This is a genomic window from Streptomyces sp. NPDC088915 (assembly GCF_044749825.1).
Lineage (GTDB): Bacteria > Actinomycetota > Actinomycetes > Streptomycetales > Streptomycetaceae > Streptomyces.
On sequence record NZ_JBIVIR010000003.1, the window covers coordinates 424,805 to 447,720 of the forward strand.

The 22,916-nt window shown below is 70.5% G+C and carries 20 protein-coding genes; 12 read left to right on the forward strand and 8 right to left on the reverse strand.

What is annotated here, in order from left to right; translation table 11 throughout:
* Window positions 1-2: 2 nt before the first annotated feature.
* Genes ACIP5O_RS08545 through ACIP5O_RS08555 form a run of 3 tightly spaced genes read left to right on the forward strand, consistent with a single transcriptional unit; the run spans window position 3 to window position 1,940 of the window.
* Window positions 3-1,256: a S8 family peptidase gene (locus ACIP5O_RS08545; RefSeq protein ID WP_401290121.1), complete on the forward strand. Its 1,254-nt coding sequence runs from the start codon at window positions 3-5 to the stop codon at window positions 1,254-1,256.
* Window positions 1,257-1,287: 31 nt separating this feature from the next.
* Window positions 1,288-1,617, forward strand: a complete 330-nt coding sequence (locus tag ACIP5O_RS08550; RefSeq protein WP_125661838.1) for a hypothetical protein — start codon at window positions 1,288-1,290, stop codon at window positions 1,615-1,617.
* 14 nt (window positions 1,618-1,631) lie between these two features.
* Window positions 1,632-1,940: a WXG100 family type VII secretion target gene (locus tag ACIP5O_RS08555; protein ID WP_401290124.1), complete on the forward strand. Its 309-nt coding sequence runs from the start codon at window positions 1,632-1,634 to the stop codon at window positions 1,938-1,940.
* 85 nt (window positions 1,941-2,025) lie between these two features.
* Here the strand turns inward: ACIP5O_RS08555 and ACIP5O_RS08560 are convergent, their stop codons facing one another.
* The 6 genes from ACIP5O_RS08560 to eccCa form a co-directional block, all read right to left on the reverse strand.
* Entirely contained in the window at window positions 2,026-2,259 is a 234-nt protein-coding gene (locus tag ACIP5O_RS08560) for a DUF397 domain-containing protein (RefSeq protein ID WP_125661844.1), read from the reverse strand.
* 97 nt (window positions 2,260-2,356) lie between these two features.
* A complete protein-coding gene (locus tag ACIP5O_RS08565) occupies window positions 2,357-3,013 on the reverse strand; it encodes a hypothetical protein (RefSeq protein WP_401290128.1) in 657 nt (218 codons plus the stop codon).
* Window positions 3,013-3,645 (reverse strand): hypothetical protein, encoded by a 633-nt coding sequence (locus ACIP5O_RS08570; RefSeq protein ID WP_401290131.1) that lies wholly within the window; start codon window positions 3,643-3,645, stop codon window positions 3,013-3,015. Before ACIP5O_RS08570 ends, ACIP5O_RS08565 begins: the two co-directional genes overlap by 1 nt.
* 22 nt (window positions 3,646-3,667) lie before the next feature.
* A complete protein-coding gene (locus tag ACIP5O_RS08575) occupies window positions 3,668-5,830 on the reverse strand; it encodes a hypothetical protein (protein WP_401290134.1) in 2,163 nt (720 codons plus the stop codon).
* Between the two features lie 11 nt (window positions 5,831-5,841).
* Window positions 5,842-6,267 (reverse strand): hypothetical protein, encoded by a 426-nt coding sequence (locus ACIP5O_RS08580; RefSeq protein ID WP_401290136.1) that lies wholly within the window; start codon window positions 6,265-6,267, stop codon window positions 5,842-5,844.
* A gap of 154 nt (window positions 6,268-6,421) precedes the next feature.
* On the reverse strand, window positions 6,422-10,372 hold the full coding sequence (gene eccCa / locus ACIP5O_RS08585) for a type VII secretion protein EccCa (RefSeq protein ID WP_401290139.1): 3,951 nt from the start codon (window positions 10,370-10,372) through the stop codon (window positions 6,422-6,424).
* A gap of 184 nt (window positions 10,373-10,556) precedes the next feature.
* Here eccCa and eccD point away from each other — a divergent pair, with 184 nt between their 5' ends.
* The 6 genes from eccD (at window position 10,557) to ACIP5O_RS08615 (ending at window position 17,667) form a co-directional block, all read left to right on the forward strand.
* Complete coding sequence (eccD, locus tag ACIP5O_RS08590) at window positions 10,557-12,032, forward strand: type VII secretion integral membrane protein EccD (protein WP_401290142.1); 1,476 nt, start codon at window positions 10,557-10,559, stop codon at window positions 12,030-12,032.
* 210 nt (window positions 12,033-12,242) lie between these two features.
* Window positions 12,243-12,533, forward strand: a complete 291-nt coding sequence (rpsO, locus tag ACIP5O_RS08595) for a 30S ribosomal protein S15 (protein ID WP_015036567.1) — start codon at window positions 12,243-12,245, stop codon at window positions 12,531-12,533.
* A gap of 304 nt (window positions 12,534-12,837) precedes the next feature.
* Window positions 12,838-15,054: a polyribonucleotide nucleotidyltransferase gene (locus ACIP5O_RS08600; protein ID WP_356547062.1), complete on the forward strand. Its 2,217-nt coding sequence runs from the start codon at window positions 12,838-12,840 to the stop codon at window positions 15,052-15,054.
* A complete protein-coding gene (locus ACIP5O_RS08605; protein ID WP_401290145.1) occupies window positions 15,051-16,430 on the forward strand; it encodes a M16 family metallopeptidase in 1,380 nt (459 codons plus the stop codon). Before ACIP5O_RS08600 ends, ACIP5O_RS08605 begins: the two co-directional genes overlap by 4 nt.
* A gap of 26 nt (window positions 16,431-16,456) precedes the next feature.
* Window positions 16,457-17,209: a 4-hydroxy-tetrahydrodipicolinate reductase gene (gene dapB / locus ACIP5O_RS08610; protein ID WP_401290148.1), complete on the forward strand. Its 753-nt coding sequence runs from the start codon at window positions 16,457-16,459 to the stop codon at window positions 17,207-17,209.
* A 5-nt stretch (window positions 17,210-17,214) separates the two neighbouring features.
* Window positions 17,215-17,667 (forward strand): hypothetical protein, encoded by a 453-nt coding sequence (locus ACIP5O_RS08615; RefSeq protein WP_356547066.1) that lies wholly within the window; start codon window positions 17,215-17,217, stop codon window positions 17,665-17,667.
* Here the strand turns inward: ACIP5O_RS08615 and ACIP5O_RS08620 are convergent.
* Together ACIP5O_RS08620 and ACIP5O_RS08625 are read right to left on the reverse strand one after the other, a co-directional pair.
* A complete protein-coding gene (locus ACIP5O_RS08620) occupies window positions 17,657-18,226 on the reverse strand; it encodes a hypothetical protein (RefSeq protein ID WP_401290151.1) in 570 nt (189 codons plus the stop codon). The two genes, ACIP5O_RS08615 and ACIP5O_RS08620, sit on opposite strands and share 11 nt — an antisense overlap.
* 54 nt (window positions 18,227-18,280) lie before the next feature.
* Complete coding sequence (locus ACIP5O_RS08625) at window positions 18,281-18,520, reverse strand: hypothetical protein (RefSeq protein ID WP_356547069.1); 240 nt, start codon at window positions 18,518-18,520, stop codon at window positions 18,281-18,283.
* Between the two features lie 198 nt (window positions 18,521-18,718).
* Here ACIP5O_RS08625 and thyX point away from each other — a divergent pair, with 198 nt between their 5' ends.
* The 3 genes from thyX (at window position 18,719) to ACIP5O_RS08640 (ending at window position 22,341) form a co-directional block, all read left to right on the forward strand.
* Entirely contained in the window at window positions 18,719-19,459 is a 741-nt protein-coding gene (gene thyX, locus ACIP5O_RS08630; protein WP_125661882.1) for an FAD-dependent thymidylate synthase, read from the forward strand.
* A 178-nt stretch (window positions 19,460-19,637) separates the two neighbouring features.
* On the forward strand, window positions 19,638-20,537 hold the full coding sequence (gene dapA / locus ACIP5O_RS08635; protein ID WP_401290154.1) for a 4-hydroxy-tetrahydrodipicolinate synthase: 900 nt from the start codon (window positions 19,638-19,640) through the stop codon (window positions 20,535-20,537).
* A 118-nt stretch (window positions 20,538-20,655) separates the two neighbouring features.
* The gene (locus ACIP5O_RS08640) at window positions 20,656-22,341 is read left to right on the forward strand and encodes a ribonuclease J (RefSeq protein WP_125661888.1); all 1,686 of its coding nucleotides are present in this window, start codon (window positions 20,656-20,658) and stop codon (window positions 22,339-22,341) included.
* Window positions 22,342-22,916 lie beyond the last annotated feature (575 nt).

The following is a 22,916-nucleotide window of genomic DNA, read 5'->3' on the forward strand; positions in this document are numbered from 1 at the left end:
TGATGTCCCTCCCCACCCGGGCCGTTCGTCGCCGAGCGGCCGGTCTGCTCGGCGCCCTGACCGCCGTCGTCGCGACGTGGACCGTCGCGGCGCCGGCGGCGCAGGCGGACGACATGCGGTCGCGCCAGTGGTACCTGGACGCGATGAAGGCTGACGAGCTGTGGAAGGTGGCCACGGGCAAGGGCGTCACGGTCGCCGTGATCGACACCGGAGTCGACTCGACGGTGTCGGAGCTGCGGGGGAAGGTGCTGCCCGGCCGCAACTTCTACGACGCGGGCGAGGGACCCGGTCGCGTGGACGGCGAGGACACGGAGCGCCACGGCACCAACATGTCCCTCATCATTGCCGGCAACGGAACGGGCGGCGGTGTCAAGGGAATCGCCCCGGACGCCACGATCCTGCCGGTCAAGGTCGGTGACTTCGTCTCCGAGGGCTTGGACGTCCTGGCGAGCCGGGGCATCAGGTACGCGGTCGACAACGGGGCCCGGGTCCTCAATATCTCGATGGGCAGGGCCGCGTACGAGAAGGAGACCGCCGAGTGGCAGGCCGCGGTGGACTACGCCCGTGAGAAGGGCGCCCTGATCTTCGCGGGGTCCGGCAACGAGGGCTCGGAGGACCGGGAGTACCCGGCGGCGATTCCCGGCGTCGTCGCCGTCGGCGCCCTCGACACCAAGGGCAAGACCGCCAAGTTCTCCAACTACGGTTCGCACCTGGCCCTCAGCGCCCCCGGCGTCGAGATCCCGGGACGCTGTACCGAGAACAAGAACAAATACTGCGCCACCCGAGGCACCAGCCAGGCCACGGCCATCGCCTCCGGCACCGCCGCCCTCATCTGGTCCGCCCACCCCGACTGGACCGCCAACCAGGTCCTCCGGGTCATGCTGGAGACGGCCGGGCACAACGGCCCCGTCCCCAGCGAGTACATCGGCTACGGCTCCGTGCGCCCCGCCCAGGTGCTCCTGGAGGGCAAGGGGAACCCGGGCGACCCGGACGTCAACCCGCTGCTCGCCGCGCGGGCGAGCGCGTCGCCCACCCCATCCGCATCGCAGACTTCCCCCTCTCCTGAGAACACGGGGGCAAGCGGCACGAGCCCGACCACGGGCCCCGGGACACCCGGGAGGACCGGGTCGGCCACCGGGTCCGAGGAGAGCGGCCTTCCGCTCTGGGCCGTCGCCGCGAGCGCCGTCGCCGTCGTCGCCGTCCTGGGCGCCGTCGTGACGGTGGTAGTACGCAGGAGAGCGTCGACAGACGCATGAGCAAGGTCATTTCACCAACCGAGGAGCACGAATGAGCACTCCCGCCGGCGGGTTCGGACTCGCAGACGACCCGGTCGTCAAGGCCAAGAACAAGATCACGGAGACCGGTGAGGCGGTCTCCAAGCAGGCGCGCGAGCTCGCCAACATCCTGGAGACGTGCAGCGCCGGCTGGACCGGTGTCGGCGCCATCGGCTTCAAGCAGGCCCAGACGCTCCTGAACGAGGACCACGACACCATCCGCCGTCTGCTGGGCGTGCTGCTCAACGCCGTCGGCGAGACGAAGAACCTCAGCAACGCGAACGACGACGAGGTCCGTGCCGCGTTCGCCGCCGCCAACAGCTCCGCGCTCAACAACCTCTAAGAAAAGGGGACGAAATGTCTGTCGACAGCGCCGGCACCCGGGTACGGTACGAGACCGTCCAGGAGATGGCGAACCGCATCCGCACGGTCTCGCAGAACATCATCAAGGACATCCAGGAGATGGACACCGCGCTCAGGGTCGTCACCGACACCTGGGACGGTGACGCGCACCACGAGTACGAGATCCTCCAGGGCAAGTACAAGAAGCGCGCCGAGGACATGAAGGACCGGCTCGAGAAGGTCGCCCAGATCGTCGAGCAGGGCAAGGACAGCTACCGCGCCACCGACGTCAAGGCCTCCCGCCTCTTCACCGAGGCGTACTGACCCGCGTCCGCGCCGCGGCCCCCCGGGGACGCGGAAGGGGCCCGCTCCCTCGGGGGGAGCGGGCCCCTTCGCGTTCCGGCGGGGCCTACCGCAGGTCGAACTCCCCGTCCTTGGCACCCAGGACGAAGGCGTCCCACTCGGCCTTGGTGTAGCGCAGCACGGTGTCGTGGTCGAGGGAGGAGCGCATCGCGATGGCGCCGCCCGGCAGGTGGGCGATCTCCACGCGCTCCTCGTCGGGGCTGGTCCCGGGGGCTCCCTGCCACTCGACACCGCTGATGTCGAGCGCGTACAGCTCGTCCTTCTCCTGCTGGGTGCCCATCTGGCTCTGCTCCTTCGTGCGGTGGAAAAAGGCGGAACGGCGTAGCGGTCCCATCATGGACGCCGGGCGGACGCCCTGTCAGACGGAACCGGGGGATTCACTTCGCCTGCGAGGCGAAGGCCCGGGCGAGTGCGAGGACCTGTCCGCGCTCCAGCGAGGTCTTCCCGGCGTCCCCGGCGGTCAGGACCAGGGCGAGGTCGCCCTTGCCGCCGGAGTCGAGCCGGACCGTCACCACGTTCCCGCCCTCGCTCTGCACGGCCTCCCCGGCCTTCGCCCCGGCCCCCTTGACGGTGTACGCCCTGAGCGTGGAGGGGTCCATGCCGCCGGCGGCCTGGATGACGGGCGCCTGGAGGTACACGGCGTTCCCCTCGCTCACGGCGCCGGTGCGGACCTTCAGGTCCTCCCCGCCGAGGTGGTACGAGCAGGTGATCAGCGCCCCCGGCTTGCCCGCCCAGGGCGACTGCGCGTCCGTCGTCCGCCCGCCCTCGGCGGTCGCGGCGGGCTCGTCCGCCTCGGCACCGGCCGCTCCCGGCCGCAGGTCACCGTCCAGCTTCGCGGCCTTCGCCGCCGCGCCGGCGTCGTAGGGCAGCGGGCACGTGTCGGTCCCGCCCTCGCCGGCCTCGTCGGCGACCTCGACCACCCGGTCCACGCTCAGGTCTCCTCCGGCCTCCTCCCCGCCGCTCCCGCAGCCGGCCAGGAAAAGGAGGAGGACGGCGCTCGCCGCGCTCCGGGCGGTGTGCTTCACGTGGATCATCAGGGGGTGCTTCCGGTCAGGGGCTTGACGACGGGGTCGTCCGCCAGAGGGTGGTTCTCGCAGCCGAGGACCTTCGCGGCCTCGCGCGTCATGAGGTAGAGGAAGGAGAGCTCACTCGCCTCCCTCTGCCGGTCCGTGTTCCTGCCGCGGTCCACCGTGAGGGTGGCGTCGGCACGGAGAACGGCCTTGCGTGACGGCCCGCTCAGCTCGCCCCCCAGCTCGCACGGTGTGAAGAGCTCGGCGGCCAGAGGAAGAGCCGTCCCCGTGGCACCGCTCACGTCGTAGGCCTTGCCGCCCTCCGCGCGCTCCTTGTCGGGCTGGTCGGCGGGAGACCACGCGAAGCCGAGGAGCACGTGGTTCTTGCTGTCTTCGGGCACGAACCTGCACAGGAAGGAGGGCGAGGTCGAGTTCGGGCCGCCTCCCCATTCCTCCAGGTCCTTCTTGAACCGCTCGGCGAAACGCTCGTCCGACGTGAGGGCTTCGGCCGTGAAGTCGTCGGTCCCGAGGACCTCGCGCAGGGACTTCCCCGCGGTGGAGTCCGCCGCCGGGCCGCACAGCCCCTCGACCCGCGAGCCGGAATCCCCGGAGGAGCAGGCGGTGGCGGTCAGCGCCACCAGCGCCGTCGCGGTCACGCAGGCGAGGGCCCGGGCGTGCTCAGTTGCCCAGGTGCGCCGCCGCGCCACTGCGTCCGTCCTCGTAGGCGCCGTTCGCGGTGTCCTTCGCCGAACCGTACGCAGCATTGTTGAGGTTTCCTTCCTCCGTCTGCCAGGCGTTGTACAGGCTGTTCAAGCCGTCCTTGCCCTTGGAGTAGTTCTCGCTCGAGTCCTTCTTGCCCTGCTCCTCCGCCGCGTCGGTGACATCCTGGACCCATTCGAACTTGGCGGTGTCGACGATGGCACCGGCGGCGGAGCCGGCCAGGGGGATCTCGCCGACGACGCTGTTGACGCCGTTCCCCGCGTACTCCGCGGTCGACTCGGCCCACTTGACCTTGTCGTCCTCCTTGTCGATGTAGATGTCCGCACCGATCCCGTTGAGGGCGCCCACCGCCAGGCCGACGCCGCGCGACCGGTGGTCCCATTCGGCGCTCTGCCCGTGCTGTGCGTCACCCTCGAACGCGGGGGCGTCGGCGAGCTGCTGGGCGGAGTAGGCGAGCTCGGACTCGTACATCAGGGCGAAGGACTCGCTGTCGTCGCCGATGCCGCGCATGACGCGGACGAGGCTGCCCTGGCCGACCGCGATGTGGGAGTCGTTCCCGGAGCCGTGGATCGCATCCTTGCCGGCGCTGCCGCCGTAGTTCGCGTCCTCGCCGCCCAGGATCACATGGGTGTCGGCCACGTAGTCGGCGAGGGCGTGTGCCATGGGCTTCTGGATGTTCTTGAGCTCGTCGGGGAGCTCGTCGCCGTTCATCTCGGAGTCGAGGTACCGGATCGCGTGGTGCATGACCCTGGACTGGCCCTCGGTGTGCGCGCCGATCGGCCCCGGCTTCTCACCCGGCTCGTGCCCCGTCGCCGCCGCCTGGATCGCGTTGCCGAGGCCCGTCGCCTTGAAGGGGTCGTCCATCTCCATGGGCGCCGAGTACAGGGTGTTCATCACCGGGTCCGGCCACTTCCGGTCCGTGAGGAGGAACTTCAGGTGCTCGTTCGCGTTCCCGGGGGCCTTGGGGTCGAGGAAGTACTCCGCGTCCCCGGGGTCCTTGCTCATGATGTCGAGCAGGCCGTCCAGCGGGTCGTGGGCGATGTTCGGCCGCTCGCCGTCGAAGAAGTGCAGCCAGATGTTGGGCTTCTCCTTCTCGGCCCGGATCATGTCGTCGCCGATCTCGTTCAGGAACTCCTTGCCGTACGCCTTGGGGTCCCCCTGCTTCATCAGCGTGACGAGCATCTGGTAGCCGTTGGTCGGGCTGACGTTGCTCGCGAGGTTCTCCGTGCCGAGCTTCTTGAGCCCGTCCACGAACGGCCGGTACGCATAGCCGTTCGGGTCCTTCGTGCCGGAGGCGATCGTGTCCGCGAGCCCGGCGTTGATCGAGTTGTAGAGCTTCTTCTCGGCGTCCGAGATGCCCCGCTCGTTCGACGCCAGGTTCATCCGGTCCGCGATCTTCAGGGCGTCCTTCGCGCCGAGGCCGTCCAGATAGGCCTCGCTGAAGTGCGTGTCCTTGGAATTCTGCTGGAGCAGGTCCCGGTAGTGCTCCAGCTCCTCCTTCGACGCCTTGCCCTCGCGGACCTTCTCCGACAGCGCCAGCGCCTCGACGGCCTCGACGTCGCCGACCGGCTTCGCGTTGAAGCCCAGGGGGGCGGTGCCGTCCGCCCCCGAGGCGTTGAGCAGGGCGGTCTTGACGTCCGCGTCGAACTCCGTGACCGCCTTGACCGCGTCGTTGATCTTGCTCGTGTACGACATCTCCACGTCCCGCAGGCCCGGGTCGTGGCGGATGGCGTTGGCCTCCTGGGCGCTGACCTTGCTGAAGTCGTAGCTGGCGTTCCCGTACTCGGAGACCTTCATGCCGGCGGTCACGGCCTCGTCGACCGCCGCCTTCACCCGGCCCTTGAGCTCGGTGAACGTACTGTGCGCGTCCCGGAGGAGCGACTCCATGGCGCGCGCCTCCTTCTGCGCCGAGTCGAGCTCCTTGCGGGTGATGTTGAAGTTGGTCGCGCTGACCTGCTGAGCCTGGCCGGTCCACAGCGGCCCGCCCGTGGCGACGCTCTGGACCTCCTTCTCGTACGTGTCCTCGACCTTCTTGAACTTCTCCGCCATGCTCTTCCAGCCGTCGGCGGCGGTGCTCAGCTTGCCGAGATCGGTCTCCATGATCTCCTGGTACGTCGGCACTGCGATTCCCCCTAAAGACCCGAGACCTTGGACTGCACCGGGGTGAAGCTGTACCCCGTCGTGATGTCGTTGTTGGTGAACAGCGTCGACGCGCCCCGCAGCGCGGTCTTCTCCGAGTCCAGCCGCGCCATCAGGCGCTTCACCTGGCCGTCCCAGTGGTCGTGGGCCTTCTTCAGCCCGGCCGCCGTCTCCCAGCCCTTGAACTCGGCGACGGCCCCGTTGGTGCCCTCGTCCCCGGCGTCCGCGGCCGCCTTCACATCGGGCTGGATGTGGTTCTCGATGGTTCCGGCGGCCGCCTTCTTCCTGGCCGGCGACGTCGCCAGGTCCGGCTGTCCCCCGCCGCCGGGATCGGAGGGCACCTGGTTCAGCCGCGTGCTCGACGACTGGTGTTCCAAGGCGACGTTCTTGTGCTGGGCCCACTCGTCGTCGAACGACACGGTTTCCTCCTTGATCGAGCCTCGGCCGGTCTGGTGCGATGTTTTCAGTTGTGAGGTGTGCACGTCCAACGGCGCCTGTGCGGACGTGAAGACCGCCGGGCGGCCCCGGGGCGGAAGCTCCCGCCCCGGGCCCGGCACCCGGCCGCGCGCCCGGTCACAGCTCCGGCAGCCGACCCGTCTGCACCAGCGACGCGCCGCCCCGGCGCCCCACGAAGTAGCCGCGGCCCGGCGGCATCGGACGGGGCCGGACCGCGCCGAGCAGGTCGCCCTCCGCCGGGTCGCCCGACAGGACGACGCCCTGCGCGCCCAGCTCCTTGATGCGCTGCATGAAGGACTCGTACATCGAGCGGGAGGCGCCCGCGCTGTTGCGCGCGATGATGAACCGCACGCCCGTGTCCCGGGCGAAGGGCAGGTACTCCGCGAGCGGCGCCAGCGGGTTCCCCGCGCTCGTCGCCACCAGGTCGTAGTCGTCGACGACGATGAAGACCTGCGGACCCGACCACCAGCTGCGGTCCCGCAGCTGCTGCGGCGTCACGTCCTGCGGCGGCTGCCGGCGGGCGAACACGCCCGAGAGCGCCTCCATGTGCATCTGCATCGAGCTCGCCATCGGCGCGTACTCGAGCAGGTGCTCCTCCGGCAGGCTGCCGAGCAGCGCCCGGCGGTAGTCGCCCACGACGAGCTTCGCCTCGTCGGGGGAGTACCGCTGGGCGATCTGCTGGACGATCAGCCGCAGCAGGTTCGTCTTGCCGGACTCGCTCTCGCCGAAGATCAGGAAGAACGGATCCGTCTCGAAGTTGACGAAGACCGGCTCGAGCCGCGTCTCGTCGATGCCGATCGCGACGCCGTGCTGCGGGAACTCGAAGCCCTTCGGCAGCCGGTCGGCCGACAGCTTGTGCGGAAGCAGCCGCACCGGCGGCGCCGGCGGACCCTGCCAGCCGGTCCGCACGGCCTCGACGAAGGACGCCGTGCCCACCGCGAGGTCGTCGCTCGCGCTCGACCCGTCGATCCGCGGCAGCGCCCCCATGAAGTGCAGCTTCTCCGGCACCTGGCCGCGCCCCGGCACCCCGGTCGGCACGTTCGCCGCGACCTTCCGGTCGAACTCCGAGTCCATGACGTCACCGAGCCGCAGTTCGAGCCGGCCCAGCATCTGGTCCTTCAGGGCCGCCCGCACCTCCATGTACCGGGAGGCCGTGATCACCACGTGGATGCCGTAGCCGAGGCCGCGCGCGGCCAGGTCGGACACGGTCCCCTCCAGGCCCTCGTACTCGTTCCGGAAGCCGCCCCAGCCGTCCACCACCAAGAAGACGTCGCCCCACGCCTCGCCCGGCAGCTCGCCCGCCGCCCGCTTGCGCCGGTAGGTCGCGATCGAGTCGATGGAGTGCGCGCGGAAGAACTCCTCCCGCCGGTTCAGCACCCCCATCACCTCGGCCACCGTCCGCCGCACCCGCTCCGGGTCGAGCCGGGACGCGACCCCGCCGACGTGCGGCAGGTCGGCCAGCGACACCATGCCGCCGCCGCCGAAGTCCAGGCAGTAGAACTGCACCTCGGCCGGGGTGTGGGTGAGCGCGAACGACGAGATCAGCGTCCGCAGCATCGTCGACTTCCCGGACTGCGGGCCGCCGACCACCATCATGTGACCGGCCGCGCCCGAGAAGTCCCGGTACAGCACCTCGCGCCGCTGCTCGAACGGCTTGTCGATGAGCCCGAGCGGCACCGTGAGCGCGCCCTGACGCGTGTACTCCGTCGCCGTGAAGCCCCGCTCCGCCGTCCGCGCGAGCCCCGGCAGCAGTTGGTCGAGCGAGGGCGCCCGGTCGAGCGGCGGCAGCCACACCTGGTGCGCCGGCACCCCCTGCCCCTCCAGACGCCGCACGATCACGTCGAGGACCGTGTCCGCCAGGGCGTCGTCCTCCTCCGCGCGCCGCTCCGTCAGGTACGCCGGGTCCGGCGCCGCGTACACCACCGGCACCGGCGACGCCGTGAACAGCGCGGGCCGCCGCTCCACCGGCAGCTGCCCCACCTCCAGACGCGGCCCGTCCGTCCGGTACGTCCCCGAGACGTACGCCGCCTTGAAACGGGTCATCTCGTCCGTGCCGAACTTCAGATAGCCCGAACCGGGCACCGACGGCAGGTGGTACGCGTCCGGCACGCCGATCGCCGTCCGCGACTCCGCCGCCGAGAACGTCCGCAGACCGATCCGGTACGAGAGGTACGTGTCGAGGCCGCGCAGCTTGCCCTCCTCCAGGCGCTGCGAGGCCAGCAGCAGGTGCACGCCCAGCGAACGGCCGATCCGGCCGATCTGGATGAACATGTCGATGAAGTCCGGCTTGGCGGTGAGGAGTTCGGAGAACTCGTCGATCACCAGGACCAGCGACGCCAGCGGTTCGAGCGGCGCGCCCGCCGCCCGCGCCTTCTCGTAGTCGTGGATGTTGGCGTAGTTGCCCGCCGAGCGCAGCAGCTCCTGGCGCCGCTGGAGCTCGCCGCGGATCGCGTCGCCCATGCGGTCCACCAGCGTCAGGTCGTCCGCCAGGTTGGTGATGACCGCCGCCACGTGCGGCATCTGCGACATGCCCGCGAAGGTCGCGCCGCCCTTGAAGTCCGCGAGGACGAAGTTCAGCGTCTCCGAGGAGTGCGTCACCGCCAGACCCAGCACCAGCGTCCGCAGCAGCTCCGACTTGCCGGAACCCGTCGCGCCCACGCACAGGCCGTGCGGGCCCATGCCCTCCTGCGCGGCCTCCTTCAGGTCCAGCATGACCGGCTGCCCGTCCTCGCCGACGCCGATCGGCACCCGCAGCCGCTCGGCCACCGACCTCGGCCGCCAGGTCCTGGCCACGTCCACCGCGCCCGCGTCCCCCAGGTTCAGCAGGTCCGTGAAGTCCAGGTTGGCGAGCAGCGGCTCGTCGTCGTCCCCGCCGCCCATCCGCAGCGGCGCCAGCTGCCGGGCCAGCGCCTCGGCCGCCGGCAGGGACATGCCGTCCGGCAGCCCCTCGTACGCGAAGCCGCCGCCCGACTCCAGACGCAGCCGCCCCGGCCGCACCACCACCGACAGCCCGCCGCGCGGCTCGTCGAGCTCGCCGGACACCACTTCCACGATCGTCACGCCCTGGAGGCCCTCGGCCGCCGCGAGCAGCGAGTCCGGCGGCACCATGCCGCCGTCCAGGACCACGACCACGTGCGGCTGGTCCAGCACCGGCTGGTTCTCGCGGGAGAACCGCGGCCGGCCGTCCAGCCGGGAGCGCACCAACTGCTCCAGCTCACCGAGGTCGTCGCCGAACAGCCGCCTCGTACCGGCCCCGTCGACCTGCCCCGGCACCTGCGCGTGCGGCAGCCACTTCGTCCAGTCCCAGCGCTCCTGCGCCGACCGCGCCGCCACCACGGCCAGCATCAAGTCGTCGGGGGAGTGCAGCGTCACCAGCTGCGCCACCAGGGAACGCGCCGCCGCCTGCACCGACTCCGGCTCGCCCGACACCGTCACGTGGTAGAACGCCCGCATCGAGACCGCCATCGGCAGCCCGTCCAGCGTGCCGTGCACCGCGAGGAACTGCTGCATCGCCCCCGCGCACAGCGGCTCCAGCTCGTCCACCGGCGCGGTCTCCGGCGCCACCAGCGGCGTCGCCAGCTGCTGGGCGCCCAGGCCTATCCGGGCCTGCCCGAAGTCGTGGTCGCCGACCCGCCGCTCCCACACCCGCGAGCCCTCGGCCACCACCGACCACAACTGCTCGGGGGCGGGGTGCAGATAGAGCTGCGCGTCCCGCTGCCCGCGCGCCGTGCGACGGACCGTACGCCGGGTCTGCGCGAGGTATTTGAGGTAGTCGCGGCGGACATCGGCCATTTGCCCCTGCGTACCGCGACGGAACCGGACGACCTGGGCGATGGCCATGCCGACCGTCGACGCCAGCATCAGCACGCCCATGATCCGCATGATCGGAGACGGCGTCATGAAGAAGAAGACCACCGACGAACCCATGCCGAGCATCGGGAGCAACTGCATCAGCGCCGACTCCTGCTGCCCCCGCGGAAGTTCCGGCGGAGACTCCAGGACCAGTTCCTCACCGGGCACTTCCGGAGGAAGGGACCTCGGCGGGCGTTTGACGACGATCTGGCTCACCGGCGCATCAATCCCTCGTTGGAGGCGGGCTCGTGGCGGGAGCATCCGCGCCGGCACTCCCGTCGGCAGCCGGGCGCGCGGACTTCCCCCATGGGACGGCGATCCTACTTGCAGCCCCCGCCGACGGTCCCCGGTAGGGTGGCGCGCGCATCGTGCGCAACCGCGAATCAGGGGGTCCACACACGTGAGTACGACCGCAGCGACCGGTTTCTGCCGCGTCACCGTCGTGGCGCCGGACAGCCGCATCGACGTCGCGCTCCCCGAGGACATCGCCGTCGCCGACGTCCACCCGGAGATCCTGCGGCTCACCGGCCAGACCCAGGCCGCGGGCACCCCCACCGGCTACCACCTGGTCCGCCGCGACGGATCCGTCCTGGACGGCGCCCGCACCCTGGCCGCCCAGCAGGTCCTCGACGGCGAGGTGCTCTCCCTGCGCCCCTTCGCCCAGTCCCTGCCGCCGGCCGTCTACGACGACGTCTCCGACGCCGTCGCCTCCGCCGTCACCCGCGACCGCCACCTGTGGAGCGACGAACTGCTGCGCGGCGCCGGGCTCCTCGGCGGCGTGCTGCTCCTCGTCCTCATGGGCTTCGTCCTCTGGTACGCCGACCCGGTCCGCCACGACATGCACGGCCTCCCCGGGATCGTCGCGGGCGCCGCGGGACTCCTCCTCACCGCCTTCGCCGGCGTCCGCGCCCGCGTCTACCGGGACCGGCCGACCGCCGTCGCCCTCGGCCTCGGCGCCCTGCCCCTGCTCCTCATAGCCGGCTCCGGCATCGTCGGCCCCGACGCCGGCCAGGGCCCCGGCCGCCTCCAGTTCCTGCTCGGCTGCGTCACCGTCCTCGTCGCCTCCGTCGCCCTCGTCGCGCTCACCCCCAGCGGGGACGCCCCCTTCGTCGCCGCCACCTTCCTCGCCGCCGTCGGCACCCTCGCCACCTTCGTCGCGATCCTCACCGAGTCGACCGCCACCGAGACCGCCGCCGTCTGCGCCCCCGTCGCCATCGGCCTCGTCGCCTTCCTGCCCGGCCTCTCCGCCCGCTTCGCCCGGCTCCCCATCGGCTACGCCGCCCCGCGCAGCGCCGCCGACGACGAGTTCCTCGGCGACCCGCAGCAGCCCGGCGGGGAGGGCCGTCCCGTCGACGGCGAGCGCATCGCGCTCCAGGCCCGCCGCGGCCACGAGATGCTCCTCGGCCTGGTCGGCGGCTGCGCGGCCGTCGTCGTCGGCTCCGCCGCCGTCCTCGGCTTCGCCGGAAACGTCTGGGGCCAACTCCTCGCCCTCGCCTCCGGCCTCGCGATGCTGCTGCGCGCCCGCCTCTTCCGCTACACCTCCCAGGTCGCCTGCGTCCTGGTCGCCGGCATCGCCGCCATCGCGCTGCTCGTCCTCGGCCTCTCCCTGAACCCGCCGGCCGACCTGGTCAAGGACCTCCTGATGTACGGGGACCGCGGCGGCCTCGACATCCGCACGATCTGGCTCACCGCCGCCGTCGCCGGCGGGGCCGCGCTGATCACCGCGATCGGCCTGATCATCCCGAAGAAGGGCCTCTCGCCCTTCTGGGGCCGCCTCCTCGACCTGGCCGAGGGCTTCGTCCTGCTCTCCCTCGTCCCGCTCTGCCTCGCCGTCCTCGACGTCTTCACCACGGTCCGCTCCCTCACCAGCAAGTAGCCCCCCGACGGGGAGGGGCGGGAAAAGGACCCCGGGCGCGCTCCGGCGAGCTGGTACGCTGTGTGACGGCCGTTTGTGTACGCGCTCCCGGAAGCCCTCGAAGCCTCTGGAAGCTGCGCCCATCGGACCTTCGCCCGTCGAGTCACGGAAGCTTCCCCTGAGACATGGACCAGGGGCACTCGCGGGCGCACGAACCAAGAGGAGATCCGCGTGGCTCTCGACGCCGCCGTCAAGAAGCAGATCATGGCCGAGTTCGGCACCAAGGAGGGCGACACCGGCTCCCCCGAGGTCCAGGTCGCGATGCTGTCCCGTCGCATCTCGGACCTGACCGAGCACCTCAAGCAGCACAAGCACGACCACCACTCCCGCCGTGGTCTGCTGATCCTGGTCGGCCAGCGCCGCCGCCTGCTGCAGTACCTGGCCAAGAAGGACATCCAGCGCTTCCGTACGCTGGTCGACCGCCTCGGCATCCGCCGCGGTGCGGCCGGCGGCGCCAAGTAAGACGCCGTGAAGGGAGCGGTTCCCCCTGTCAGGGGGCCGCTCCCTTTGCCGTACGTGCTGCCGCGAGCGCTGCCGTACGTGCGCGAAGTGCGTACGGACATTTAGTCTGGTAGCCACAACCCCATAACGACGAGCGAGAAGCCGCCGGCCAGCCGCCGGTCCTCGGTAGTGGCCCCCGGAACCGAATCCCCGGGTGCTTCGATCGAAGACCGGCCCGCCCTCCGAGCTTCTCCGCCGCCGTCGCACACCGTCCCCGGCCACACGGGCCCCGGACGCAAAGACGAACACGTAGGAGAACCCCATAGTGGAGAACGAGACCCACTACGCCGAGGCCGTCATCGACAACGGAACCTTCGGCACCCGCACCATCCGCTTCGAGACCGGCCGTCTCGCCAAGCAGGCCGCCGGCTCCGCCGTCGCCTACCTGGACGACGACACGATGGTCCTCTCGGCGACCACCGCCTCGAAGCGCCCCAAGGACCAGCTCGACTTCTTCCCCCTCACGGTGGACGTCGAGGAGCGGCAGTACGCGGCCGGCAAGATCCCCGGCTCCTTCTTCCGCCGGGAGGGCCGCCCCTCCGAGGACGCGATCCTCACCTGCCGCCTGATCGACCGCCCGCTGCGCCCCTCCTTCAAGAAGGGCCTGCGCAACGAGATCCAGATCGTCGAGACGATCATGGCGCTCAACCCCGACCACCTGTACGACGTGGTCGCGATCAACGCCGCCTCCGCGTCGACGATCCTGGCGGGCCTGCCCTTCTCCGGCCCCATCGGCGCCACCCGCGTCGCCCTGATCAAGGGCCAGTGGGTCGCCTTCCCGACGCACACCGAGCTCGAGGACGCCGTCTTCGACATGGTGGTCGCCGGTCGCGTCCTGGAGGACGGCGACGTCGCGATCATGATGGTCGAGGCCGAGGCCACCGAGCGGACGATCGAGCTCGTCAAGGGCGGCGCCGAGGCGCCGACCGAGGAGGTCGTCGCCGCCGGTCTCGAGGCCGCGAAGCCCTTCATCAAGGTCCTCTGCCGGGCCCAGTCGGACCTCGCCGCCAAGGCCGCCAAGCCCACCGGCGAGTTCCCGGTCTTCCTGGACTACCAGGACGACGTCCTGGAGGCGCTCACCGCCGCCGTCAAGGGCGAGCTCGCCAAGGCGCTCACCATCGCCGGCAAGCAGGAGCGCGAGGCCGAGCTCGACCGCATCAAGGAGATCGCCGCCGAGAAGCTCCTCCCGGCCTTCGAGGGCCGCGAGAAGGAGATCGGCGGCGCGTACCGCGCGCTGACCAAGAAGCTGGTCCGCGAGCGCGTCATCAAGGACAAGGTCCGCATCGACGGCCGCGGCCTGACCGACATCCGTACGCTCGCGGCCGAGGTCGAGGCCATCCCGCGCGTGCACGGCTCGGCGCTGTTCGAGCGTGGCGAGACCCAGATCCTGGGCGTCACCACCCTCAACATGCTCCGCATGGAGCAGCAGCTGGACACCCTCTCCCCGGTGACCCGCAAGCGCTACATGCACAACTACAACTTCCCGCCGTACTCCGTCGGCGAGACCGGCCGCGTGGGCTCGCCCAAGCGCCGCGAGATCGGCCACGGCGCCCTCGCCGAGCGCGCCATCGTGCCGGTCCTCCCGACCCGCGAGGAGTTCCCCTACGCGATCCGTCAGGTGTCCGAGGCCCTCGGCTCCAACGGTTCGACGTCGATGGGCTCGGTCTGCGCCTCCACCATGTCGCTGCTGAACGCCGGTGTGCCGCTCAAGGCCGCCGTCGCCGGCATCGCCATGGGCCTGATCTCCGAGGAGATCGACGGCCAGACGCACTACGTCGCCCTCACCGACATCCTCGGTGCGGAGGACGCCTTCGGCGACATGGACTTCAAGGTCGCCGGCACCAAGCAGTTCGTGACCGCGCTCCAGCTCGACACCAAGCTCGACGGCATCCCCGCCTCGGTCCTGGCCGCCGCGCTGAAGCAGGCCCGCGACGCACGTCTGCACATCCTCGACGTGATGAACGAGGCGATCGACGTTCCGGACGAGATGTCCCCGAACGCGCCGCGCATCATCACCGTCAAGATCCCCGTGGACAAGATCGGCGAGGTCATCGGCCCCAAGGGCAAGATGATCAACCAGATCCAGGAGGACACCGGCGCCGAGATCACGATCGAGGACGACGGCACCATCTACATCGGTGCCCAGCAGGGCTCGCAGGCCGAGGCCGCCCGCGCCACGATCAACGGCATCGCCAACCCGACCATGCCGGAGGTCGGCGAGCGCTACCTGGGTACGGTCGTCAAGACCACCACCTTCGGTGCCTTCGTCTCCCTCATGCCCGGCAAGGACGGCCTGCTGCACATCTCGCAGATCCGCAAGCTCGCCGGTGGCAAGCGCGTGGAGAACGTCGAGGACGTGCTCGCGATCGGCTCCAAGGTCCAGGTCGAGATCGCCGAGATCGACCAGCGCGGCAAGCTCTCCCTGGTCCCCGTGATCGCGGACGAGGACGCCGAGGGCGAGAAGGACGACGCCGCCAAGTGACGTCCCGTAGTTCCCGCGCGACGGCCCGCCCCTCTTCGGAGGGGCGGGCCGTCGCCCGTACCCAAACGCTTCTGCCGGGCAAGGACGGCGTCGGCACGGTCCGCCGCACGACCCTCCCCGGCGGCCTCCGCATCGTCACCGAGACCCTCCCCTCCGTGCGCTCCGCCACCTTCGGCATCTGGGCGCACGTCGGGTCCCGCGACGAGACGCCCACGCTCAACGGCGCGACCCACTACCTGGAGCACCTCCTCTTCAAGGGCACCCACAAGCGGTCCGCCCTCGACATCTCCGCCGCGATCGACGCGGTCGGCGGCGAGATGAACGCCTTCACGGCGAAGGAGTACACCTGCTACTACGCCCGGGTCCTCGACACCGACCTGCCGCTCGCGATCGACGTCGTCTGCGACATGCTCACCGGCTCGCTCGTCCTCGACGAGGACGTGGACGCCGAGCGCGGCGTCATCCTCGAGGAGATCGCGATGACCGAGGACGACCCCGGTGACGTCGTGCACGAGCTGTTCGCGCAGACGATGTTCGGCGACACCCCGCTGGGCCGTCCGGTCCTCGGCACCGTCGACACCATCAACGCGCTCACCCGGAGCCAGATCGCCCGCTTCTACAAGAAGCACTACGACCCGACCCACCTGGTCGTCGCCGCCGCCGGCAACGTCGACCACGCCACGGTGGTGCGCCAGGTCCGCCGCGCCTTCGAGAAGGCCGGCGCCCTCGGGCACGCCGACGCCGTCCCCGTCGCCCCCCGCGACGGCCGCCGCACCCTGCGCGCGGCGGGCCGCGTCGAGCTCCTGAACCGCAGGACCGAGCAGGCCCACGTGGTCCTCGGCATGCCGGGCCTGGCCCGCACCGACGAGCGCCGCTGGGCCCTCGGCGTACTGAACACCGCCCTCGGCGGCGGCATGTCCTCCCGCCTCTTCCAGGAGGTCCGCGAGAAGCGCGGCCTGGCCTACAGCGTGTACTCGTACACCTCGGGCTTCGCCGACTGCGGCCTCTTCGGGGTGTACGCGGGCTGCCGCCCCGGTCAGGTCCACGACGTCCTGAGGATCTGCCGGGACGAGCTCGCCAAGGTCGCCTCCGACGGCCTCACGGACGAGGAGATCCGCCGCGCCGTCGGCCAGCTCTCCGGCTCGACCGTCCTCGGCCTGGAGGACACCGGCGCGCTGATGAACCGCATCGGCAAGAGCGAGCTGTGCTGGGGCAGCCAGATGTCGGTCGACGACATGCTGACCCGGATCGCGGCCGTCACCCCGGACGAGGTCCGGGAGGTCGCCCGCGATGTACTGGAGCAGCGACCCTCGCTCGCGGTGATCGGCCCGCTGAAGGACAAGCAGGCCGACCGCCTCCAGCAAGCGGTCTCCTGACCCACGAGTCCCCCTAAGGAAGAGCAATGAGCAAGCTGCGCGTGGCGGTCCTCGGAGCCCGGGGCCGCATCGGCTCCGAAGCGGTCCGGGCCGTCGAGGCCGCCGAGGACATGGAACTGGTCGCGGCCCTCGGCCGCGGCGACGAGCTGTCGCAGCTCGTCGAGGCGGACGCCCGGGTCGTGGTCGAGCTGACCACGCCCGACTCGGTGATGGAGAACCTCGAGTTCTGCCTGAGCCGCGGCATCCACGCGGTCGTCGGCACCACCGGCTGGACCGAGGAGCGCCTCGCGCGGCTGCGGACCCTGCTCGACGCCTCGCCGGGGACCGGCGTCCTCATCGCGCCGAACTTCTCCATCGGCGCGGTCCTCACCATGAAGTTCGCCCAGATCGCGGCCCCGTACTTCGAGTCGGTCGAGGTCGTCGAGCTGCACCACCCGAACAAGGTGGACGCCCCCTCGGGCACCGCCACCCGCACCGCCCAGCTCATCGCCGAGGCCCGGTCGAAGGCAGGCTGCGCCCCGCAGCCCGACGCCACGACCACGGCCCTGGACGGCGCCCGCGGCGCCGACGTCGACGGCGTCCCGGTGCACGCCGTGCGCCTGCGCGGGCTCCTCGCCCACCAGGAGGTGCTGCTCGGCGGCGAGGGCGAGACCCTCACCGTCCGGCACGACTCCCTGCACCACTCCAGCTTCATGCCGGGCATCCTGCTCGGCGCCCGTCGCGTGACCGGCACCCCCGGCCTCACCTTCGGCCTGGAGCACTTCCTGGACCTGGGCTGACGGCCATGGGCGGAAAGATCACGTACGTCTTCCTCTCCACCGTGCTCGTGCTCGTCTTCGGCGTGGTGGCGATGGAGGGCGTCCTGCTGCTCCTCACGGGCGAACCGGCCGCCATGGGCATGGGCGCGGTGGCGTTCCTGCTGCCGCTGGTCGGCGGCTGGTTCCTCTGGAAGAACACCCGTTTCGCGCGGCGGGCGAACCGCCTCGCCGCCGAGCTGGAGGCGGAGGGCGGCCTGCCCGTCGACGAGCTGACGCGCACGGCGGGCGGCCGGATCGACCGGGACTCGGCCGACGAGGTCTTCGCCCGGCGCAAGGCCGAGACGGAGGACTCACCCGAGGACTGGCGCTGCTGGTTCCGGCTCGCGGTCGCCTACCACGACGCCCGCGACACCCCCAGGGCCCGCCGGGCGATGCAGCGGGCCATCGCGCTCCACGAGGGGCGTCCGGTCAGCGCGTAGCGGCGGCGGGGGCGGGGGCCGGGCCGTACTCGGCGTTCCAGGCCTCGACCGTGTCGGCCGCCCGGTCGAAGGCCTCGACCCGGGAGAGGAAGTCGGCGCTGTGGTCGGTGAGCAGCACCAGCTGCTCACCACCCTGCCGGCCGAGCACTAGGGCCTGGCCCTGGACGGTACGGGGGAGCCCCAGCCAGCGCACCGGCTGCTGAACGGTCCGTACGGACGTCACCTTGGCCCACGGCACGGTGACGGTCGAGAGGAAGCCCACGCGCCGCGCACCGGCCCGGCTCACCCAGGTGCCCATCCGCAGCATCCGCAGGGTGGCCACGATGACGAGCCCGGCGATGCCGAAGGTGACGGACGCGCCGCCGACGGAGCCCGCCGCGGCGACGATCACCGCGGCGAGGAGGACGAAGGAGGCGAGCAGCAGCGAGAGCGCCGCCGCCCCGACCCGCCAGGACCCCGGCCGGTACGGACGACGCCACTGGTCGTGGTCGTCGAACGGCAGGGCGACCTGGTCGTTCGCGTCAAAAGCACGGTCGGCCGTCAGAAAGGGCAGGGGCACGACAGATCCTCACTCACAAGCACGCTCGAAGGGGCGATGCCCGGTGAGGCTACCTCAGCGGTTGTCGGAGGCCTCGGACTGCTGCTGACGCGTGGCCGAGTCACCCGACTGGAGCGAGGGCATCCCGAGGACCAGCGACCCGACGAGGCCGGCCACGACGGTCAGCCCGAGCAGGGTGCGACCCACGAGCTGCGAGGCGCCGAGGCGCTCCCGGGGCGGTGGAGTGACGTTACTGCGAAAACTTTCGGCCTCCGCCACGAACGCGAACGGTACGGGCTCTCGGCGGCGGAACATCAGGGCCACTCTCCTCGGGTGTCGTCGTGCTTCACCGGTACAGACGGCGAAACCGGTCGTTCGGTGCCCCTTTCCGCCAAGGATTTCACCAAACCGGCCGAATGCAGTCCTCGAGTAGGAGGGGGTCCGACCTGTGGAGGACCCCTCGTCGGCCCCTCGTTAAAGTAGGCGGCTGCACCCCGACTGGAAGGACCGCTGGTGAGCGACAGCCCCACCGAGAACGTGAAGATCGACTTCCGGAGCGACGTCACCGTCGACCTGGTCAAGAGCGCGGCGGCCGACTCCGACGTCCTGTGGGCCGCCCGGGTCTCCACGGCGGGCGAACAGTCCCTCGAAGAGCTCCAGAAGGACCCGGAGCGCTCGAAGGGCCTCATCAACTTCTTGATGCGGGACCGCCACGGCAGCCCGTTCGAGCACAACTCGATGACCTTCTTCATCAGCGCCCCGATCTTCGTGTTCCGCGAGTTCATGCGGCACCGCGTGGGCTGGTCGTACAACGAGGAGTCGGGCCGCTACAGGGAGCTCCAGCCGGTCTTCTACGTCCCCGACGCCTCCCGCAAGCTCGTCCAGGAGGGCCGCCCCGGCAAGTACGTCTTCGTCGAGGGCACCCGGGAGCAGCACGACCTGGTGAGCCGCACGATGGAGGACTCGTACCGGCAGGCGTACGAGACGTACCAGGAGATGCTGGCCGCCGGCGTCGCCCGCGAGGTCGCCCGTTCGGTCCTCCCTGTCGGCCTCTTCTCCTCGATGTACGCCACCTGCAACGCGCGCTCGCTCATGCACTTCCTGGGCCTGCGCACCCAGCACGAGCTGGCCGCGGTCCCGTCCTTCCCGCAGCGGGAGATCGAGATGGTCGGCGAGAAGATGGAGGAGCACTGGGCCCGGCTGATGCCGCTGACCCATGCCGCCTTCAACAAGAACGGGCGCGTGGCCCCGTAGGGCACACATGTCCGACCCCGTCACGCGAAGTGTCCGTATTGCGACGTTTCACGAAGTTCATCTAGGCTGATCAAACGGACCCGGCGCTGTCTGAACCCCCGAGCAGGCAGCGCCGGGCTCCCCTTCTCCCGTCCCCCAGGGGGACACCCGGCGCTGAGCAGCGAGTAGCGTGTTACCCATGGCTCCGATCTCCACTCCGCAGACCCCCTTCGGGCGGGTCCTCACCGCCATGGTCACGCCCTTCACGGCGGACGGCGCACTCGACCTCGACGGCGCCCAGCGGCTCGCCACCCACCTGGTGGACGCGGGCAACGACGGCCTCGTCATCAACGGCACCACCGGCGAGTCCCCCACCACCAGCGACGCGGAGAAATCGGAGCTGGTACGAGCCGTCCTGGAGGCGGTCGGCGACCGCGCCCACGTCGTCGCCGGCATCGGCACCAACGACACCCACCACTCGGTCGAGCTCGCCCGCACGGCCGAGCGCGACGGCGCCCACGGCCTCCTCGCCGTGACGCCCTACTACAACAAGCCCTCGCAGGAGGGCCTGTACCGGCACTTCTCGGCCATCGCCGACGCCACCGAGCTCCCGGTGATGCTCTACGACATCCCCGGCCGCAGCGGCGTCCCGATCGACACCGAGACGATCGTCCGCCTCGCCGAGCACCCGCGCGTCGTCGCCAACAAGGACGCCAAGGGCGACCTCGGCCGCGCGAGCTGGGCCATCGCCCGCTCCGGCCTCGCCTGGTACTCCGGCGACGACATGCTCAACCTGCCGCTGCTCTCCGTGGGCGCCTGCGGCTTCGTCTCCGTCGTGGGCCACGTCGTCACCCCCGAGCTCCGCGCCCTCCTCGACGCCCACCTGGGCGGCGAGGTGCAGAAGGCGACCGAGATCCACCAGAAGCTGCTCCCGGTCTACACCGGCATGTTCCGCACCCAGGGCGTCATGACCACCAAGGCCGCCCTCGCCCTCCAGGGCCTCCCCGCCGGCCCGCTCCGGCTGCCGCTCGTGGAACTCTCCCCGCAGGAGACGGCGCAGCTCAAGGTCGATCTGGCCGCCGGCGGGGTAGAACTCTGACAACGGACTTCACAACTGAACACGGTCTCCATAACTGAACACCCACAACAGCAAGTGCACGATTGTCATGCGCGCCACGTGCCAGGGGGTACGTGGCGCGCGTGGTGAGGAGAGTCTTTTGAGTCATCCGCATCCCGAACTCGGCGCCCCGCCGAAGCTGCCCGAGGGCGCCCTGCGCGTCATCCCGCTCGGCGGCCTCGGCGAGATCGGCCGCAACATGACGGTCTTCGAATTCGACGGCCGCCTGCTCATCGTCGACTGCGGCGTCCTCTTCCCGGAAGAGGAGCAGCCCGGCATCGACCTGATCCTCCCGGACTTCACCATCATCCGGGACCGCCTCGACGACATCGAGGGCATCGTGCTCACGCACGGCCACGAGGACCACATCGGTGCCGTCCCCTACCTGCTCCGGCTCAAGCCGGACATCCCGCTGATCGGCTCCAAGCTGACCCTCGCCCTGATCGAGGCCAAGCTCCAGGAGCACCGCATCCGCCCCTACACCCTCGAGGTGAAGGAGGGCGACCGGGAGGTCCTGGGCGCGTTCGACTGCGAGTTCATCGCGGTCAACCACTCCATCCCGGACGCGCTCGCGGTCGCGGTCCGCACCCCCGCGGGCATGGTCGTCGCCACCGGCGACTTCAAGATGGACCAGCTCCCGCTGGACGGCCGCCTCACCGACCTGCACACGTTCGCCCGGCTCAGCGAGGAGGGCATCGACCTCCTCCTCTCCGACTCGACGAACGCCGAGGTCCCGGGCTTCGTCCCGCCGGAGCGGGACATCTCGAACGTCCTGCGCAACGTCTTCGCGAACGCCCCGAAGCGCATCATCGTGGCCAGCTTCGCCAGCCACGTGCACCGCATCCAGCAGATCCTCGACGCCGCCCACGAGTACGGGCGCCGGGTCGCCTTCGTCGGCCGCTCGATGGTCCGCAACATGGGCATCGCCCGCGACCTGGGCTACCTCCGCGTCCCGGCCGGTCTCGTCGTGGACGTGAAGACCCTCGACGACCTGCCGGACGACGAGGTCGTGCTCGTCTGTACGGGCTCCCAGGGCGAGCCGATGGCTGCCCTGTCCCGCATGGCCAACCGCGACCACCAGATCCGGATCGTCCCCGGCGACACCGTGATCCTGGCGTCCTCGCTGATCCCGGGCAATGAGAACGCGGTCTACCGCGTGATCAACGGCCTGACCCGCTGGGGCGCGAACGTCGTCCACAAGGGCAACGCCAAGGTCCACGTCTCGGGCCACGCCTCGGCCGGCGAGCTGCTGTACTTCTACAACATCTGCCGTCCGAAGAACCTCATGCCGGTCCACGGCGAATGGCGCCACCTGCGCGCCAACGCCGAACTCGGCGCGATGACGGGCATCCCCAAGGACCACATCGTCATCGCCGAGGACGGCGTCGTCGTCGACCTGGTCGACGGCCGCGCCCGGATCACCGGCAAGGTCCAGGCGGGTTACGTGTACGTCGACGGCCTCTCGGTCGGCGACGTCACCGAGACCTCCCTCAAGGACCGCCGGATCCTCGGCGAGGAGGGCATCATCTCGGTCTTCGTGGTGGTCGACTCCTCCACCGGCAAGATCGTCGGCGGACCGCACGTCCACGCCCGCGGCTCCGGCATCGAAGACTCCGCCTTCGACGCGGTGCTCCCGAAGATCGACCAGGCCCTGAACAAGTCGTTCCAGGACGGCGTCGTCGAGCCCCACCAGCTCCAGCAGCTCATCCGCCGTTCCGTCGGCAAGTGGGTCTCCGACACCTACCGCCGGCGCCCGATGATCCTCCCGGTCGTCGTGGAGGTCTGACCGGCAGGACAGCCTGACCAGCACGGCAGTGGAGCGGGGCACCTCGATTTGCATCGGGGCGCCCCGCTCCAGTACGTTTACGGCTCCGCCAGAACGGGAAGCCCCGGCGCCGACGTGCGCCCGGAAGGCCGAACGGGAGGCGGGAAATCCGACTCAGAACTTCTGATAAAGTCGGAAACGCCGAAAGGCCCCCGGAGCGAAAGCGAAAGGGACCGGAAAGCACCGAGGAAATCGGATCGGAAAGATCTGATAGAGTCGGAAACGCAAGACCGAAGGGAAAAGCCCGGAGGAAAGCCCGAGAGGGTGAGTACAAAGGAAGCGTCCGTTCCTTGAGAACTCAACAGCGTGCCAAAAATCAACGCCAGATTAGTTGATACCCCGTCCATCTTCGGATGGTCGAGGTTCCTTTGAAAAAGTCCACCCCTCGGGGTGGCACACACAGCGAGGACGCTGTGGACGGTCGGCCACATTCCGGCATGACCGTCCCGCTCAACGCGAGTGTCGCACCGGATATCCGGTAAACATTCACGGAGAGTTTGATCCTGGCTCAGGACGAACGCTGGCGGCGTGCTTAA

What these genes read in the sequence shown, in the direction of transcription:
- ACIP5O_RS08565 (WP_401290128.1), bottom strand. Translation starts at nt 3,013, where the DNA reads ATGATCCACGTGAAGCACACCGCCCGGAGCGCGGCGAGCGCCGTCCTC.
- ACIP5O_RS08545 (WP_401290121.1), top strand. Translation starts at nt 3, where the DNA reads ATGTCCCTCCCCACCCGGGCCGTTCGTCGCCGAGCGGCCGGTCTGCTC.
- dapB (WP_401290148.1), top strand. Translation starts at nt 16,457, where the DNA reads ATGAGCAAGCTGCGCGTGGCGGTCCTCGGAGCCCGGGGCCGCATCGGC.
- ACIP5O_RS08555 (WP_401290124.1), top strand. Translation starts at nt 1,632, where the DNA reads ATGTCTGTCGACAGCGCCGGCACCCGGGTACGGTACGAGACCGTCCAG.
- ACIP5O_RS08625 (WP_356547069.1), bottom strand. Translation starts at nt 18,520, where the DNA reads ATGTTCCGCCGCCGAGAGCCCGTACCGTTCGCGTTCGTGGCGGAGGCC.
- ACIP5O_RS08615 (WP_356547066.1), top strand. Translation starts at nt 17,215, where the DNA reads ATGGGCGGAAAGATCACGTACGTCTTCCTCTCCACCGTGCTCGTGCTC.
- ACIP5O_RS08550 (WP_125661838.1), top strand. Translation starts at nt 1,288, where the DNA reads ATGAGCACTCCCGCCGGCGGGTTCGGACTCGCAGACGACCCGGTCGTC.
- ACIP5O_RS08560 (WP_125661844.1), bottom strand. Translation starts at nt 2,259, where the DNA reads ATGGGCACCCAGCAGGAGAAGGACGAGCTGTACGCGCTCGACATCAGC.
- dapA (WP_401290154.1), top strand. Translation starts at nt 19,638, where the DNA reads ATGGCTCCGATCTCCACTCCGCAGACCCCCTTCGGGCGGGTCCTCACC.